We start from the raw sequence: 16,610 nt of genomic DNA, 5'->3' as shown, positions 1-16,610 counted from the left end.
ATAAATATATATTAATAGTATTTTTACATTTAATAGTACAAATAGTTATCTAAGATGTATCTTTTATATTCTTACACGCAAGTATAAAAACTACCAGAATTATATTTTTAGTAAAGTTGAACTTAAAATTAACTGCCTTAAAATAGTAATTTATTTTCTATTTTAAGACAGCTATAATAATTAAATTGAAACGTATCTAGAGATTATGATGATTTCTTGCTAATTTAGCATATTACTATTTTATTAATCAAAAGAACTAACTTATACTACTGTTTCTTTCCAAACATTTTCATATTTATATCCAGTAAGGTTTTCAACAATTGCTTTTGTTTCTTGAGTTACTTCTTCTTTTGATCCATTATTTTTTAGACGTTCAACTTCATCCACTAATATACCATGTGTTCTTTTATTAAGTTTGAAAGTTGCAGCACAAATTAATGCAATTATAAGCAGAGATATGCATCCAACGGCTAAAAGAGTAGCTATAGTTGATACAACTTGTGGTGATTGAGTTGCCTGTCCTTTAACAAATCCACTTTCTTGCAATACAACACCTATAACAAATGTAGCTATTGCCACACTGCTTTTTCTAGTAAATGTCATAACTGCTGCAAAAAGACCTTCTCTTCTTTGTCTTGTAATCATTTCATCAACATCAGGAATGAATGGAAATACGTTCCATGGAGTAAATTCTAATAAACTTCTTCCAACTTGATAAATAGTTCCAATTACAAATAGTAGAACGATATTTGATCCTAAATGACCTACATATAGTCCATAGAATGCTAATAAACATACAATCATAATTGAATAAGCCATTTTATATAAGTTACCTGGTCCAACTTTAATCATTAAGAACCCGCCTAAGATTGTTACAGGAATACCAATGATGCTAAGTGAAAGTACATTAGCAGCAGTAGTAGATGAAACACCTAAAATGAATACACAGAAATATATAAATACTGAATTGAATAAATCTTTAGCAGTAAATGAACATATATAAATTGCTAAATGTTGTCTAAAAGCTCTAATCTTAAATGTAGAAACATAGTCACCAGCAACCTTTACAATAGTCATTAATTGTTCGCCAAAACTCTTGCTTGTGGAACCATTTAATAATTCTTGTTCCATTTCAGGTGTAAGGTCTCTTTCCCATGTTACTTTATGTGATATAAGTATACATATTGCATATATAATAGCAAAAACTAATCCATTAATGAAATATGCTTGAGGACTCTTGTCACCAAAGAAAGCTATTAATCTTCCTGGAACAAAAGTAGCTAAGAATGTACCTGTTGCCGAAATAAACATTCTTGATGCTGATAATTTAGTTCTGTCATTAAAATCTTTTGTCATTTCAGCTGGTAATGTTTCCCACGAAATTAATACCATTGCTGCAATTATTTCAAATAACAAGTAAGTAACTAAATAGAATGCATAGCTTCTTCCTGTTACCCATAGTAATACGTAATCCGCCATCAACGGAGCTCCGATTAATAAGAAGAAACGACGTCTACCAAAAAGCTTTCCAAGCTTAGTTTTATAAAAATTATCAGATATACTACCGATAAATAAACTAGCAACTGCATCCACTATACGAGCAATAGCGATAATAGAAGCACCTTCTATCGGTGTTAATCCTGCAAATGTTGTATAGAAAAATAGTAAGAAAGCTCCAATAATGGTGAATGCTCCACCACCCATTAAATCAACTAGTCCATAACCAACGCCTCTAGCTATCGTGATTTTTCTATTATTATTTGACATATATTTTTCCTCACTTTCATCAATTAAGTGTTCCCGAATTATTTTTCATCAAATCCAAAATATTCTTTTGCATTGTTGTAACATATACCTTGAACAATTCTTTTTAGTAATTTATCATTTTTAGGCACTTCTCCGTTTTCTACCCATTCTCCAATTAAATTACAAGCAATTCTTCTAAAGTATTCATGTCTAGTGTATGATAAGAAACTTCTAGAATCAGTTAACATTCCAACAAAACGCCCTAATAATCCAAGATTTCCTAATGCCTTCATTTGTTCAATCATTCCATCTTTATTATCATTGAACCACCAAGCTGCACCAAATTGCATTTTCCCTGGAATTCCATCTCCTTGAAAATTCCCTATCATAGTTCCAAGAACATAATTATCCTTTGGATTTAATGTATATAAAATAGTTTTTGGAAGAGAATTTTCTCTATCCACAGAATCTAAAAGTCTAGAAAGTGGATAAGCTATACTTTCATCATTAATTGAATCGAAGCCTGTATTCACTCCTATTTTTTCAAGCATTTTTGTATTATTGCTTCTAAGAGCCGCAATATGAAGCTGCATAGTCCATCCCAACTCATGGTAAAGCTTAAATACGTGTCTTAATGTATAGGTTTTATACTTCTTTTCTTCATCAATGCTTATAGTTTTACCTTCTAATGCTTTAGTAAATATTGCTGCTGCTTCTTCTTTTGATGAATCTGCATAAACTACTACACCATCTATACCATGATCTGCTATTCTGCATCCAACTGAATGGAAAAATCTTATTCTTGAATCAAGAGCTTTTAAAAATTTATCATAATTATCTATCGATATTTCAGATACTTTTTCTAAATCCTTTACCCAAGAAACAAATCCATCTAAACTGATTTCAATTCCCTTATCTGGTCTAAGAGTAGGTAAAACATTTACATTGAAGCTAGCATCTTCCTTAATTTTTATATGATATTCTAAAGTGTCAATAGGATCATCTGTTGTACATATAGTTTCAACGTTTGATTTTATAATTAAATCTCTAACATTAAATCCATCTCCACTAAGTAATTCATTAGCTTTTTTCCAAATCGCAGGAGCAGTATCTTCATCAAGTGGCTCATATATTCCGAAGAATCTTTGAAGTTCTAAATGAGTCCAATGATAAAGAGGGTTCCCGATAGACATAGGTATAGTTTGTGACCATGCCAAGAATTTATCATAATCACTTCCATCTCCTGTGATGCATTTTTCATCTATGCCATTACTCCTCATAGCTCTCCACTTATAATGATCACCATATAACCAAGCTTCAGTTATATTACCGAATTTTTTATTTTCATATATTTCCTTTGGATCAATGTGGCAATGATAATCAATAATAGGAAGATTTTTAGCATAATTATGATATAAATCTATAGCTGTTTGATTAGATAGTAAAAAATTTTCATCCATGAAACTTTTCATATTCGTCATCCTACTTTCAAATAAATATTTCATATTTATAACGTATTGAATATTTGTGCTAATAACACACACTAAATAAATTCACGCACATTATTGTAATTTGTATCTATACAATACTTTACTACAACGTTTTCTTCAATTTTATATATTAATCTTATTATTATGTTTTGGATTCTTATATTTTTATATTCGCTAATTTAACTACCTTACCTTATAATAACTAAGAATTTTATATCCTCATTTTAGTATAAGTGCAAGGTTGTTAATTAGCATTGCTTATGTTATAATGTACTTCATATTAATTTTCTTAAACATTCTTTATCGTTCTTCGCTTATACTATTTGGCAGAATATAATAAATGAAGAATGATAAAAATGTTTATTTTTTTGAATCTTCGAGTATCATCTCTGATTATTTACACTCTAAATATTTTTCTAAAGTTGCTCTAACAGCACCAGCACCTGAAATTAATTCATTGAAATAACCTTCTATTTTCTTTCCTAAACCTACATTATAAAGATTCACTCCAAAAATTTCTTCATTTATTAGTATTGGTTTTAAACTATTTTCTACTGATTCTGTAGAACCTAATTTTATATCCGCTACATATTTTCTTAGTTCATCTAATAAAGGATCTGGACTTAATTCCATAACATTACCATTATCATCTAATCCCATTAGATATCTGCACCAACCTGCTATAACTAGAGGAATATATTTAAGTTCTTTAGCATCTAAATCTTCTCTCTTACCATAGGCTTTAATTGTTTCTCCAAATCTTATACCAACTTTTTGAGATGTATCTGAAGCAATTCTTTGTGGTGTATCAGGTATATATGGATTTGGAAGTCTAACTTCAACTACTTCTTTAATGAAATCTTCTGGATTTAATATTCCTGGATTTACCACAACTGGCATTCCTTCTTCATATCCAATCTTTTCAACTAACTTCTTTAAAGCTGGATCTTTCATTTCATCTGCAATTAAGTCAAATCCAAGTAAACATCCAAAAACTGCTAGAGAAGTATGTAGTGGATTTAAACAAGTAGTTACCTTCATTGTTTCAACTCTTTCCACAGTTTCTCTATTGGTTAAAAATACACCTGCATCTTCTAAAGGCATACGTCCATTTGGGAAGTTATCTTCTATTACAAGATATTGAGGCCCTTCTGCATTTACAAAAGGTGCAATATAAGTATTTTTGCTAGTTGTTACAATCTTAGTGCTATCAAAACCAACTGCTTCTAATGTATTCTTAACACTTTGAGATGGTCTAGGTGTAATCTTATCTATCATACTCCAAGGGAAAGATACCTTTTTAGTATCATTGATATATTCAAGGAACCCTTTATCAACTAATCCATTCTCAATCCAGTTCTTTATCATTGTTTCCATTGCATTGTGAAGCTTCTCACCATTCTTTGAACAATTATCCATACTTACAAAAGCTATTGGAAGTTGCCCATTTTGATATCTTACATATGCTAGGGATGCAACTTTAGCTATAATACTTACAGGATGCTCTAGACCATCTGTTGTATCTTGTTGTGATAAATTCTTAACACTATAACCTTTTTCTGTTATTGTAAAGCTTGCTATTTGTAAAGATGGATTTGAAAATATCTCTTTTAACCTATTCCAATCTTTTTCTCTTAAGTAATCACCAGCTAAGCCTTCGCCTATACTTCCCACTACTTTTTTCTCTAAGCTACCATCTGGTTTCATAATTACTAGTAAGCTCAAATTATCATAAGGAGAATAAATTTCATCTACAATTTCATAGTCATATCCTTCTACAGCAACAATACCAGATTCAACTTTCCCAGTATTTAAAAGTTCCTGTTGTAGCATTGCTATAAATCCTCTAAATATGTTTCCTGCTCCAAAATGAATCCACGTAGGATTTTCTTTAGTTGATGCTGACATCTTATCATAATCAAACTTTGGAATTTCAATCCCAGCTTTTTCCCATAAATCACTATCTTTGATGCTTTCCTTACTTAGTACTATTTTGGCGTTATTCATTTTTTTCACCTCTTTAAAACTATTGCTAATAAAGTTAATACTATTAATTATCTTTTGTATCTTAAGATTCTATGAGCCAAAATTTTTTTAATCAAAATTTTAGTTTATCTCTTTTATTTATTTCTTTCAAGAGAATCCCATATTCCCCATAAATACATAATTCCAAGTGCTCTATCATAAAGTCCATAACCTGGTCTACACTTCTCATTCCAAATATGTCTTCCATGGTCTGGTCTTACATATCCAGTAAATCCAACTTCGTGATAAGCTTTAACTATATCACATATATCTAATGAACCATCACAAGTTCTATGAGATGTTTCAATAAAATCACCATTCTCATAAATCTTAACATTTCTAATATGAGCAAAAGCAATCCTATTACCAAATTCTCTTATCATTGCTGGCACATTATTATTAGGATCTGAACCTATAGCTCCACTGCAAAGTGTTAAGCAGTTATATGGATTATCAACAAGCTTTAATAATCTTGCTAAATCATCTCTGTTCTTAACTATTCTTGGTAACCCAAATATTGGCCAAGGTGGATCATCCGGATGAACTGCCATTTTAATATCATTGATTTCAGCTACAGGAATAATTTGTTCTAAGAAGTATTTTAAGTTATTCCATAAGTCTTCTTCTGTTACATTCTTATATGCTTCAAAAAGCTGAGATAAATTCTTTAATCTTTCTGGTTCCCAACCTGGCATTGTAAGATCTGGATTAGATGCTATTTTATTAACTAATTCCATTGGATCTATATCTTTAATCTTTGCTTTTTCGTAAAAAAGAGCTGTAGATCCATCTTCTGCTTTCTTGAATAAATCTGTTCTAAGCCAGTCAAATACAGGCATAAAATTATAGCAGATTACTTTAACTCCAACCTTAGCCAACTTTTCTATTGTCTTTTTATAATTTTCTATATATTTATCTCTTGTTGGTAAACCTAATTTAATGTCTTCATGAACATTAACGCTTTCAACAACATCCATATTAAATCCATATTGGTCAGCTGATTTTTTTACTTCAAGAATCTTTTCCATTGGCCATTCTTCACCTGCTGCCATATCATGAAGAGCCCAAACAATTCCTCCAACTCCAGGAATTTGTTTTATTTGTTCAAGTGTAACGGTATCATTGCCTTCGCCGTACCATCTAAAACCCATTTTCATAGTAATGTCCCTCCTGTCATTTCATTTACTTATAATTCCAATATATAATATCGCAAAACATATATAAAATTAATACTCTTAAATTTAACGCTGCTTATATATAAGCCTCACCTCCCTTAATTTAAAATAATAGCCTTAGTATTGCATGATTATTTAACAGCTTTAATCATATTAAAACTCAAATAAATCTTTATTTAAAATAATTAGGATACTTCTCTTTTATTTTATTTTTATCAAAAGTAACCATATTTAAATGTTCCTTCATAAAGTCTTCTGCTGTCTCTGGGCTCTTATTTTTTATAGCATTAAAAATTTCTTTATGCTGAAGATAAATATTGTCCCAGCTAGAATTAGTTACTAATCTAAGCATACGAATTCTTTGAAACTCAGTACTGCCATCATTAATACTGTTCCATACTCTTTTTTTATTACTTCCCTCAAAAATTATCTTATGAAATTCTTCATCTGCCTCAAATAACTTTTTATAATCATTATTTTCTATATACATTTTTTGAAGTTTCAAATTCATTTCTAAAGCTAGTACATTTTCTTGTGAAAATTCTTTACACGCTTCCTTTACAACTGCTCTTTCTAAATGTTCACGCAAAAATCGTCCTTCCTCAACAGCAGATAAATCAATTAAAGAAACAACCGTACCTTTTTGAGGATAAATATTTACCAATCCCTCTTGAGCTAAACGAACAAGCGCTTCTCTTACGGGAGTTCTACTTACACTATATTTTTCTGAAAGTTCCTTTTCAGAAATACTAGTACCAGGCTCAAGATATAAATTAATTATTTCATCTCTAAGTTTATAATATATAGTTTTACTTGTTGTATTTTTATTTACTTCTAAAGCCATTTTTATATTCTCCCTTACTTTTAACTTCTACCATACTTGTATGGTAGTTATATTTATATTTTATCATATGTATTTAAAAAATCAATATTAGTTCATACTACCATACTTGTATGGCAGTTATGTTTTTATTTTATCATAACCGTTTACAATGTCAATAAAATATTTAATATTTTTTCAATATATTTTTTTAATGATATAGTGAGAAACAAGAAGTAATTGACAGCAAACGCCATGATTCGCGCATATATTTTGCTAAAACAGTAAATTTTAGATTTTTAAGTGTCAATTTTTTCTATATAATATCACTGTAATAATTAATTGCATATTGAAAGGAGAAAATTATGCTGAGAAACATTAAGGTCATCAATAGTATTATTTTAATGGTTATTTTATCTACAATCGTATCACTATCGATTGCTATAGTCGGCTATAATAACATGAAAACTATTAATTCAAATTCATCCCTTATGTATGAAAGTGCTTTAGTAAGAATCTTAAAAACAGAGGAAATTCGACAAACATTCTTAAATATTAGATTAAATGTAAATAGGATTTCTATTTCCGACTTTAATAATGATGATGTAGCTACAATAGATGCTGATTACAAAGCTATTAATACAATGGTAGAGGAATATGAAGCATTATCTTTAAGTTCTATAGAAAAAAATAATTTAAATGAGTTTAAAACTGATTCCGAAAAATATTATTCGCAAATAAAAGATCTTGAAAAAGGTAATAAGCTATATGGAATAGATTTAGAAAAGTTCAATCAACTTGGAATAGAAATGCAGCTTTTCCTTAATAATCTTGTAACTTATAGTTCAAATACAGCCAGCAACCTTTATAATGATAATGTTAATTTATATGTTAGAAGTACAAAAATTTTCTTTATTACCTTCATTATTGGTTTTATTTTAATGATGCTTGTTTCTTCTTCGATAATCTTAGTTATAAGAAAATCTATAAAAGAAATAATATCAGATTTAGATGATGTTTCTCTAGGTGATTTTAGTATTAAAATAGATTCTAATTATAATAATGAATTTGGTAAAATGAAAAAATCACTTGGTAAGACAATCTTAAATATTTCAGAAATGATTAAAGAAGTAAAAAATTCAACTAATGTCGTAAACCTTCAAGCAACAAGCTTACTAGGGGCTTCAGATGAAATGTCCTCGTCTGCATTAGAAATTAATTCTGCAGTTCAAGAAGTAGCTACTGCTGCAACTGATCAATCAAGTAATTTAATAAATGTAAATACATCTTTAGATAAATTTGCATATTCTTTAGATCAAATAGTTTCATCTATTAATGATGTAAACTCAAATATACATAACATTAATGCAATGGCAGAGGAAAGTAATTCTAAACTTAGATTTTTATTTGATTCCATAAATGATGTAAACGAGTCTTTTGACACTGTAAGAACTAAAGTTGTTGATTTAGATAATCACGTTGAAGAAGTCAATAATATAACTAATATTATTAATTCCATTGCTGAACAGACTAATTTGCTAGCACTAAATGCTGCAATCGAATCTGCTCGTGCAGGAGAAGTTGGACGAGGATTTTCTGTAGTTGCAGACGAAATCAGAAAATTAGCTGAACAATCTAAAGTATCTGCTAGTAATATAAGTGAATTAATTTTAAATATAAATAAAGAAGCCCAAGTAGCCGTTAAAACTACTGATTTAGGTAAAAATAGTTTAAATAATCAATCAACACTTATTGAAGATTCCATAAAATCTTTCGCTTTAATATTTAATGCTATAAATACCATATTACCTAGAGTTGATAATATAAAGAAATCCATTGATGATATTAACGTCGAAAAAGATATTATAGTTTCTAAAACATTAGATATTTCTGGAGTATCTGAAGAAAATGCAGCTTCTGCAGAAGAGATATCAGCTTCAATACAACAAATAAATATATCTTTTGGCGATGTAGCAACTTCAGCTCAAACTCTATCAGATTTAACAAACTCTATGATGAATGAAGTAGACAAATTTAAATTATAATTATTTTTTATATAGTATAATTGTATATTTAAAATAAATGAAATCTCAAAACATTATGTGAGTTAAAATGGAGGATAATTATGAAAAAGTTGAAATTTTTAAATATTACGCTAGTAATAGTTTTTATGATAACTATGTTAACTGGCTGTGGTTCAAAAAATATGTCTAAAACAAAACAGCCTATTACCTTAAATATAATTGATGTTTCAGGAAGTATGCAATTAGTTGGAGATGCTATAGATCAATTTAAGGCTGAAAATCCAGATTTAATAGGCGATATTGTGGTAAAAAAATCTACCGCACTAGAAGTTCCATCTCTATTAAAGTCCCAGCTTCTATCTGAGAATATGCAAACAGATTTAATTTTCACTGGAATTGATGGTCTCTCTACTTGTATGGATAGAGATGTTATAGAAAATATCACGTCAACTTATGGAGGTAATTTTCCTGACTTAGAGAATAACTATACTACTGGTGCCAAAGCTGCATATGATTTAGTAAAAGGTTATGGTATAACTTATGTATATTCACCTAGTGGTCCAATTTTTACATATAATCCAGATACAGTTAAGGATGTTCCCAAAACACCTGATGAGCTCTTAGCTTTTGCTAAAGCTAACCCTGGTAAATTTACATATGCAAGGCCGGCTGGCTCAGGACCTGGAAGAACTTTTCTTCAAGGACTACCATATATTCTTGGAGATAAAGACCCTAAAGATCCTAAAACTTGGGACAAGACTTGGGCTTACCTTAAAGAACTGAATCAATACATAGATTATTATCCAGCTAAAACCGGTACAGCATTTTCCGAATTAAACGATGGTAAAAGATGGATAGTATCTAGTCAGCTGGGATGGGATATGAATCAAAGAATTACAGGTGGTATTCCCCAAAATTATCAAGGCTTCTTTTTAAATAACACTACCTTAGTTGCAGATGCTCAGTATATGGCTTTACCAAAAGGACTTAGCAATGATCAAAAAGAGGCAGTTTTGAAGCTAATGAAATGGCTTATGACACCACAAATGCAAGCCATAACATATGATAGTGGTTATTTTTATCCAGGGCCTTCTGTTAAGGATGTGTCTCTTGATTCAGCGCCTAAGGAAAGTCAAAATAAGATAAAACCAGCAATGAGACAATCTTACGATGATGCTATTAAGACATTTCCAACATCAACCCAGTTGGACGCATCTAAAATCATGGACGCTTTAAATATGTGGGATCAATTATTTGGTACTAAAGTAAAAAGATAATTATAAAGTTTTATCATTGCCTTGCAAAAATTAGCACCTTAAATGCTAAATCGTCCAAATACCTATCACAAGAATGTCTAAAGATAAAAAGCGTGCTACATTGCTTCATACAGCAATGTAGCACGCTTTTCTACAGCTTAATTCTATAATTAATAATTACTTACTTTGCTTTATATCCTCATCTAGCAAATGATAAGGATAAGTAGACACAATTATATTATCATGTTTTAATAACGTTTCTCTAATAAAGAAACTTGTATGATTATGTAGAACCTCTCCAAAGCGTTCATTAGTGACAAATTGAGGCACTATTACTGTTATCTTCTCATTATTTGCTGCCGAATTTGCAATTAATTCTATGTTTTTAAGTAAAGGTGTAACCACAGCTCTATAAGGTGAATATTTTGACACAAGCAATATATCTGTATCCAATTCATCCCATCTAGCCTTCAATTTCTCCATTGCTATCTTATCAGTTGAAATGTTAATTGCAATAACATTATCACTTATACTTTGAGCATATTGAAGCGCACCTATAGTTGCCTTATTTAAACTAGCTATTGGTACTACAACAATATGAGTATACTTTACTCTAAAATCAACCTTCTTTAAATTTAGTTGACTTATACTTAAACCATTAGCAACTTTGTCATAATGGTGTTTTATTCTTAATTGAATTAAAATTATAATTGGAATTAAAATCGCTACTATAAATGCGCCTTCACTAAATTTCTCAACCAGGATTATTATTGTTGTTATTAAAGAAACAAAAGCACCACAGCCATTAATTATAGCACGTTTAACCCAACCTTTTTCTTTGTCTTTTCTCCAATGATTTACCATACCAAATTGGCCCAAAGTAAAAGATGTAAATACTCCTATTGCATATAGCGGAATCAATCTATGTGTGTCAGCTTTAAATACAATAACTAAAAAACAAGCTACAAATGATAATGCAATTATTCCAAAAGAAAAGCTGAGTCTTTTCCCTCTTATTGTAAATTGTCTCGGTGCATATCCATCCTTTCCAACTATATACATAAGCATTGGAAAACCTGTATAAGCCGTATTACATGCCATAAGTAAAATTATAGCAGTACTAAATTGCACCACATAGTACATTGGTCCATTACCAAATATAGCAGTAGCTATTTGCGAAACAACTGTAGGTCCATTCTCTATTGGCACAGCTGTATAGAATATAGCAAGTATTGATGTACCTCCAAATATAAAAAATATTAAAAAGCCCAGCAATATCATGACAATCTTTGCATTCTTAGTACTTGGTTCTTTAAAATTAGGAACCGAATTACTTACTGATTCTAAACCAGTTAAAGCTGAACACCCCGAAGAGAATGCTCTTAAAATAAGAAAAATTGATAAAGTTCCTGTTGTATTTGATGGAGTGGGATATATTGGCGATGGATGAATATTTAATACAAGATACTTAAACAAACCATAAAGTATCATAAAAATCATACTAACTATAAAAATATATGTAGGTATAGCAAAAATTTTAGAAGATTCACTTATACCTCTTAGATTTAAAATAGTCAGAACTATAATTATAATTAAAACAAAAGTAACTTTGTAATTTGACAAACTACTAAATGCAGAAATAATAGCGTCTGCACCTGCACTGGCACTAACTGCAACCGTAAGCAAATAATCGATTATAAGTCCTGATCCTGCAACTAAACCTGCCTTACTACTTATATTTTCACTTGCTACTTTATATGCTCCGCCACCTTGAGGGTACGCTCTAATGATTTGAATATAAGAAATTGTCAATATTATTAATAATCCTATAATCATAAAAGAGGTCCATGTTAACCACTGATATGCTGATACGCCTAGAACTATCAAAACAAAAAGAATTTCTTGAGCAGCATAGGCTACAGATGATATTGCATCACTTGCCATAATTGCTAATCCAAAAGGAATATTATACTTTTCACTACTTCCTTGTTCATTGGCTAAAGGTTCTCCTAATAAAATATCTAAAAACTTTGTAAGCATTTATTTTCCCCCTATATTATCATACGAAAAATATTGTATGTAATAATGAAATCAAAAGCAATATTCTAATCATTGCATATATTGAAGAAAATTGTAGAATCCGTTCTATGAATACGAATACATCTATTCTTATCACTCATTTCTTCTTTTTAGTGAATTATTTTCAACTTTATCATTATGATATATTACAATTAAATTTCTATATTTTAGCCGTAATTGATCACTTACCTTACAGAATCATAAATGTAAATTTAGTACACTTAAAGTTTTCCTAATTTAGCTTTAAATTATTACAATCTCAGATCTTTAACTTATATTAAAAAACAGTTCAACAAAAACCCTGATTATCATTGACAGCATGACTTAGATATACAAGTAACTCTTATTAAAATGTATTTCTATAAGTTTGTAATTTTACGGAATAATTGTTAATAAAATAATAATGGTATTACTTTTAATTCTTTTGCTTTCACTTATTAATTTGATATAATCGAATTGTAAAGCTAATAGATAAGAGGAGGATTTTATGGCATCAAACCATATATGTGAATTATGCAGCAGAAATGTTTCTAGCATTACAAAACATCACTTAATTCCCTTACAAAAAGGCGGAGAAAAATTTGAAACGCTATCTTTATGTTCAACCTGTCATAGGCAAATTCATGCTCTTTTCACAAACCGTGAATTAGCAGCACACTATCGCAGTCTTGAATCATTGAAGAAAGATAGAAAGATTATTAAATTTCTTAAATTCATTGAGCATATTCCTGGAGATTCTTATTTAGACATAAAGAAATCAAGACATGTCAGAAAAAGCTGTTAAGATAATATCTAAATATTTTATATGTAAAAATAATGGCAATAATCTTACTAGGATTATTGCCATTATTTATATAATCTATTAACTCCGAATTTATATAACGATAGGTTTGATTCCATTATAAGAGTTTTCTTATGTCAGTTTATTTTAAAATACATAGGCTGTAATATCAATCCACTTTTTTCTGATAAAAAAGTATTATCTATACACCTAAATCCTACTTTTTTATAAAAATCAATTGTATTCAATCTCGAATTTAAATATAAACATTTAATATTAAATTCCTTAGCCTTAATTTTATGCATTCTTAACATTTCAATCCCAATCCCTCCACCAATATATTTTTGATTAACAACTACATTAGTTATTTTCCCCACCCCATTAAAGCTAGTCATTCTTGAATAACCAACAACTGATCCTTCATTTAGTGCCACCAGATGTATGCTATTACAATCCAATTCATCATAATCATATTTATCAATTTTACTATATGGCTGAAAAAGTATTCTAAATCTTAATTCCGATACTTCTTTAAATTCTTCATTTTTATAATTTATAAATTTATATGTAATATTATTCATATTTCTTCCCCAATTTCTTTATTTATAACTATATTATACACCATATTCAATTAAAATGAATATTTATTCACACTTTTTCTTTGTTTATTAATAAATACTTTACTCACTCATCATAAAACTCTATACATACTGCTTTATAATTATTACATGAGTCTTATATGTAAATATCCAATAAGCTATAAAAAAAATATAACTACTAACTAAGCATTTATTTTAGTTGCTTAATTTGTAGTTATAAATAATACATATAATTAATTTATCATTTAAAAATAAATATTAAGATTGATCTTCCCACTTTCTTTTTGCCTTCATTACATTTTCTTCACTTAGTTTTGTTTCTTCCAATATATCTCCCATCCCGCATCCTTTATCAAGCATCTCTTTTGCTTTTTCCATAGCTTTTTCATGCTCACCTTTTTTTAATTTTTCCATTAAAAGTTCCTCCTCATTTAGAATCATACTAACTCTAAATCTAGTATTACCCCGAGACACTTTTTTATTCAAATTTTATCATTGCTTCTATATACCTTTCATATACCTAATCTCTATTTATTTTCTTTATATTTCATCCTTTTCAAGAAAAAATTATATCAATACATAGTTTAAAATTTCATCCTCATCTATAATTTTTTTAGCATGAATTCTATTCTCATCTACGTGAATATACGTATACCTATTAGGCTTTATTGATGGAGCCATATCAATGGCTTTCTTATAATCTTTCTTTTTCATTTCTAAAGTTTTTACATGCTCAAAAAAGTTTGTTTCTTTTAATATCTTAGATATTCTTTCGAATCTATGATTTTGTACTTTTGCCATGATATATGTTGCAATTCCAACCTGTATTCCATGAAGCTGAGGTACTTCTAAAAATTTGTCTAATGCATGAGATATTAGATGTTCTGATCCTGAAGCTGGCGAACTATTGCCTGCTATCTCCATCGAAATACCATTCAGGATTAATGAATCTACCAATTCTTTTAAAAACAAATCATCTTTAATGTTATTAAACTCAGTTCGTATAAAACTATTAACCGCCTTCTTAGAAATCATAGTAGCAAAATCATCAATAATTACTTTTCCACTTTCTTCTTCAAATTTCCAGTCATATAATGCAGTAATATTTGAAACTAAATCACCTATTCCTGAATATATAAATTTATCCGGTGCACTCTTAATAACATCGATATCTACAATTATTCCATAAGGAGTTTTAGCCGGCAGAGACATCCGCCTGCCATTAACTAAAAGAGATGCACCTGCACTTGAAAAACCATCATTAGAAGTTGACGTTGGAATACTAACAAATGGTAACTTCCTCAAAAAACTCATATACTTAACAGCATCTATAGCCTTTCCTCCACCGACTCCAATTAAAGCTTCTACGTCATTTGATATTTCAAAAGCTTTTATACTAATTTTTTCGAAACTTATATCTGATATAGTTTCTATTCGCGAGATAACTATATTGGCTTCTTTTAAAGAGTTGCGTATAGAATCTCCAAATAATTCCTCTAGGCCTTCACCAAAGCATATTAAAACATTTTTAAACATAGCTTTCTTAATCAAATTACCTACATTATTTATATTTCCTTTTCCTACCTCTAAAATAGAAGGAATCGCTATTCTATGAGTTGATGTCTTCATGCACTTCACTCCCTAAAAGTATTTTTAATTTATTACAATGTTAATTTTTATATTTTTAAATTAGCTTTCCCATGATAAAAGAATAAAAAAACATTTATCATTTTAAATCATTAACTACTTTATTTATTTTACCTGCTTTATCCAAAGCTTCTGTCCATAATTCTTTTGATGGAATTATTTTCTCCACGGTTGTATAAGCTTCTCTTATAACTGGTATATTAATAAGATTTGTACTTTGAATAGACATCAATATAAACCAGCACACGCCTATAAGAGCTGCTATTCTTATAATGCCTGCTATTGCTTTAATTAATATATAAAGGGCAATAATTGCCACTATTATTAAAACTATAGTATTGGTTGTTAAATGTAGTTGCGTATTCTTTATCAAGCTATTTATTTTATCCATTTGTTTCCTCCACGTTAGGTAGTTATTATTTTATTAAAATTGCTTACTCATACATTTTCTTAAATTAAATTTTTCTTTTGATTATTATCATGGTTGCTTTGGTATTATTAATGCACAAATTATATATAAGAGTAGCCCCGATCCTGCAAAAACAATCAAAATTGCCTATACAATTCTGACTAATGTTGAATCAAGTCCAAAGTATTCAGCTATTCCACCGCATACACCTGCTAACTTTTTATCTGTTGCTGATAGATAAAGTCTTTTCTCCATAATAGATTTCCTCCCAAATTGCTATAACATATCATTTGACAATAGTTCTTTTTCAAAATTATATCACTTTAAAATTCCATTTACTATTATTGAAGTATGTATTTTTTAACGCTAATACAAATTCATGGCATTATGCAAAAACGTGCTGTTAGTATTATATAATAAATCCATATATGTATTTCATCATCTTTTTCACATGTCTCTCCTCGTTCTGTCACAGGAATATTGCCGTTTCAAAAAACTTCTTCCGTAATTCAATACAATTCACTTTACTCTCAGGTACCGCCTTCAAACATATTTTAAA

General features: G+C 29.3%; 14 protein-coding genes. 3 read left to right on the top strand and 11 right to left on the bottom strand.

Going from position 1 to position 16,610, the window contains the following annotated elements; genetic code table 11:
* Window positions 1-261: 261 nt before the first annotated feature.
* The 5 genes from T483_RS0120485 to T483_RS0120465 form a co-directional block, all read right to left on the bottom strand.
* Window positions 262-1,767, bottom strand: coding sequence for an MFS transporter (locus T483_RS0120485; protein ID WP_026888509.1), 1,506 nt, complete (start codon window positions 1,765-1,767; stop codon window positions 262-264).
* 38 nt (window positions 1,768-1,805) lie between these two features.
* Window positions 1,806-3,218 (bottom strand): glucuronate isomerase, encoded by a 1,413-nt coding sequence (gene uxaC, locus T483_RS0120480; protein ID WP_026888508.1) that lies wholly within the window; start codon window positions 3,216-3,218, stop codon window positions 1,806-1,808.
* Between the two features lie 411 nt (window positions 3,219-3,629).
* Complete coding sequence (locus T483_RS0120475; protein WP_026888507.1) at window positions 3,630-5,243, bottom strand: mannitol dehydrogenase family protein; 1,614 nt, start codon at window positions 5,241-5,243, stop codon at window positions 3,630-3,632.
* Between the two features lie 113 nt (window positions 5,244-5,356).
* A complete protein-coding gene (uxuA, locus tag T483_RS0120470; RefSeq protein WP_026888506.1) occupies window positions 5,357-6,418 on the bottom strand; it encodes a mannonate dehydratase in 1,062 nt (353 codons plus the stop codon).
* Between the two features lie 190 nt (window positions 6,419-6,608).
* Complete coding sequence (locus T483_RS0120465; RefSeq protein ID WP_026888505.1) at window positions 6,609-7,280, bottom strand: GntR family transcriptional regulator; 672 nt, start codon at window positions 7,278-7,280, stop codon at window positions 6,609-6,611.
* Window positions 7,281-7,621: 341 nt separating this feature from the next.
* On the opposite strand from T483_RS0120465, the gene T483_RS0120460 reads away from it, so the two are divergent.
* Complete coding sequence (locus T483_RS0120460) at window positions 7,622-9,301, top strand: methyl-accepting chemotaxis protein (protein WP_026888504.1); 1,680 nt, start codon at window positions 7,622-7,624, stop codon at window positions 9,299-9,301.
* 80 nt (window positions 9,302-9,381) lie between these two features.
* On the top strand, window positions 9,382-10,557 hold the full coding sequence (locus T483_RS0120455; protein WP_026888503.1) for an ABC transporter substrate-binding protein: 1,176 nt from the start codon (window positions 9,382-9,384) through the stop codon (window positions 10,555-10,557).
* Window positions 10,558-10,713: 156 nt separating this feature from the next.
* On the opposite strand, the gene T483_RS0120450 is transcribed toward T483_RS0120455, so the two are convergent.
* Complete coding sequence (locus T483_RS0120450) at window positions 10,714-12,576, bottom strand: APC family permease (RefSeq protein WP_026888502.1); 1,863 nt, start codon at window positions 12,574-12,576, stop codon at window positions 10,714-10,716.
* A gap of 526 nt (window positions 12,577-13,102) precedes the next feature.
* Between T483_RS0120450 and T483_RS0120445 the strand changes: the two genes are divergently transcribed.
* Complete coding sequence (locus tag T483_RS0120445) at window positions 13,103-13,399, top strand: HNH endonuclease (protein ID WP_026888501.1); 297 nt, start codon at window positions 13,103-13,105, stop codon at window positions 13,397-13,399.
* 134 nt (window positions 13,400-13,533) lie between these two features.
* Here T483_RS0120445 and T483_RS0120440 read toward each other — a convergent pair whose 3' ends face one another.
* The 5 genes from T483_RS0120440 to T483_RS32680 all read right to left on the bottom strand — a co-directional run bounded on the left by T483_RS0120440 (window position 13,534) and on the right by T483_RS32680 (window position 16,306).
* Window positions 13,534-13,977 (bottom strand): GNAT family N-acetyltransferase, encoded by a 444-nt coding sequence (locus T483_RS0120440; RefSeq protein ID WP_026888500.1) that lies wholly within the window; start codon window positions 13,975-13,977, stop codon window positions 13,534-13,536.
* Window positions 13,978-14,253: 276 nt separating this feature from the next.
* Window positions 14,254-14,409, bottom strand: coding sequence for a hypothetical protein (locus T483_RS31715; protein ID WP_196244902.1), 156 nt, complete (start codon window positions 14,407-14,409; stop codon window positions 14,254-14,256).
* A gap of 153 nt (window positions 14,410-14,562) precedes the next feature.
* The gene (locus T483_RS0120430) at window positions 14,563-15,624 is read right to left on the bottom strand and encodes an iron-containing alcohol dehydrogenase family protein (protein WP_026888499.1); all 1,062 of its coding nucleotides are present in this window, start codon (window positions 15,622-15,624) and stop codon (window positions 14,563-14,565) included.
* Between the two features lie 97 nt (window positions 15,625-15,721).
* Window positions 15,722-16,033, bottom strand: coding sequence for a hypothetical protein (locus T483_RS0120425; RefSeq protein WP_026888498.1), 312 nt, complete (start codon window positions 16,031-16,033; stop codon window positions 15,722-15,724).
* Between the two features lie 165 nt (window positions 16,034-16,198).
* The gene (locus T483_RS32680) at window positions 16,199-16,306 is read right to left on the bottom strand and encodes a PspC domain-containing protein (RefSeq protein WP_431603159.1); all 108 of its coding nucleotides are present in this window, start codon (window positions 16,304-16,306) and stop codon (window positions 16,199-16,201) included.
* Window positions 16,307-16,610 lie beyond the last annotated feature (304 nt).

The organism is Clostridium beijerinckii HUN142 (assembly GCF_000621745.1).
Taxonomy (GTDB): domain Bacteria; phylum Bacillota; class Clostridia; order Clostridiales; family Clostridiaceae; genus Clostridium; species Clostridium beijerinckii_A.
Note: the sequence above shows the minus strand (reverse complement) of the source record. Positions and strands in the feature narration are given on the sequence as shown.

What these genes read in the sequence shown, in the direction of transcription:
- T483_RS0120485 (WP_026888509.1), bottom strand. Translation starts at nt 1,767, where the DNA reads ATGTCAAATAATAATAGAAAAATCACGATAGCTAGAGGCGTTGGTTAT.
- uxaC (WP_026888508.1), bottom strand. Translation starts at nt 3,218, where the DNA reads ATGAAAAGTTTCATGGATGAAAATTTTTTACTATCTAATCAAACAGCT.
- T483_RS0120475 (WP_026888507.1), bottom strand. Translation starts at nt 5,243, where the DNA reads ATGAATAACGCCAAAATAGTACTAAGTAAGGAAAGCATCAAAGATAGT.
- uxuA (WP_026888506.1), bottom strand. Translation starts at nt 6,418, where the DNA reads ATGAAAATGGGTTTTAGATGGTACGGCGAAGGCAATGATACCGTTACA.
- T483_RS0120465 (WP_026888505.1), bottom strand. Translation starts at nt 7,280, where the DNA reads ATGGCTTTAGAAGTAAATAAAAATACAACAAGTAAAACTATATATTAT.
- T483_RS0120460 (WP_026888504.1), top strand. Translation starts at nt 7,622, where the DNA reads ATGCTGAGAAACATTAAGGTCATCAATAGTATTATTTTAATGGTTATT.
- T483_RS0120455 (WP_026888503.1), top strand. Translation starts at nt 9,382, where the DNA reads ATGAAAAAGTTGAAATTTTTAAATATTACGCTAGTAATAGTTTTTATG.
- T483_RS0120450 (WP_026888502.1), bottom strand. Translation starts at nt 12,576, where the DNA reads ATGCTTACAAAGTTTTTAGATATTTTATTAGGAGAACCTTTAGCCAAT.
- T483_RS0120445 (WP_026888501.1), top strand. Translation starts at nt 13,103, where the DNA reads ATGGCATCAAACCATATATGTGAATTATGCAGCAGAAATGTTTCTAGC.
- T483_RS0120440 (WP_026888500.1), bottom strand. Translation starts at nt 13,977, where the DNA reads ATGAATAATATTACATATAAATTTATAAATTATAAAAATGAAGAATTT.
- T483_RS31715 (WP_196244902.1), bottom strand. Translation starts at nt 14,409, where the DNA reads ATGGAAAAATTAAAAAAAGGTGAGCATGAAAAAGCTATGGAAAAAGCA.
- T483_RS0120430 (WP_026888499.1), bottom strand. Translation starts at nt 15,624, where the DNA reads ATGAAGACATCAACTCATAGAATAGCGATTCCTTCTATTTTAGAGGTA.
- T483_RS0120425 (WP_026888498.1), bottom strand. Translation starts at nt 16,033, where the DNA reads ATGGATAAAATAAATAGCTTGATAAAGAATACGCAACTACATTTAACA.
- T483_RS32680 (WP_431603159.1), bottom strand. Translation starts at nt 16,306, where the DNA reads ATGGAGAAAAGACTTTATCTATCAGCAACAGATAAAAAGTTAGCAGGT.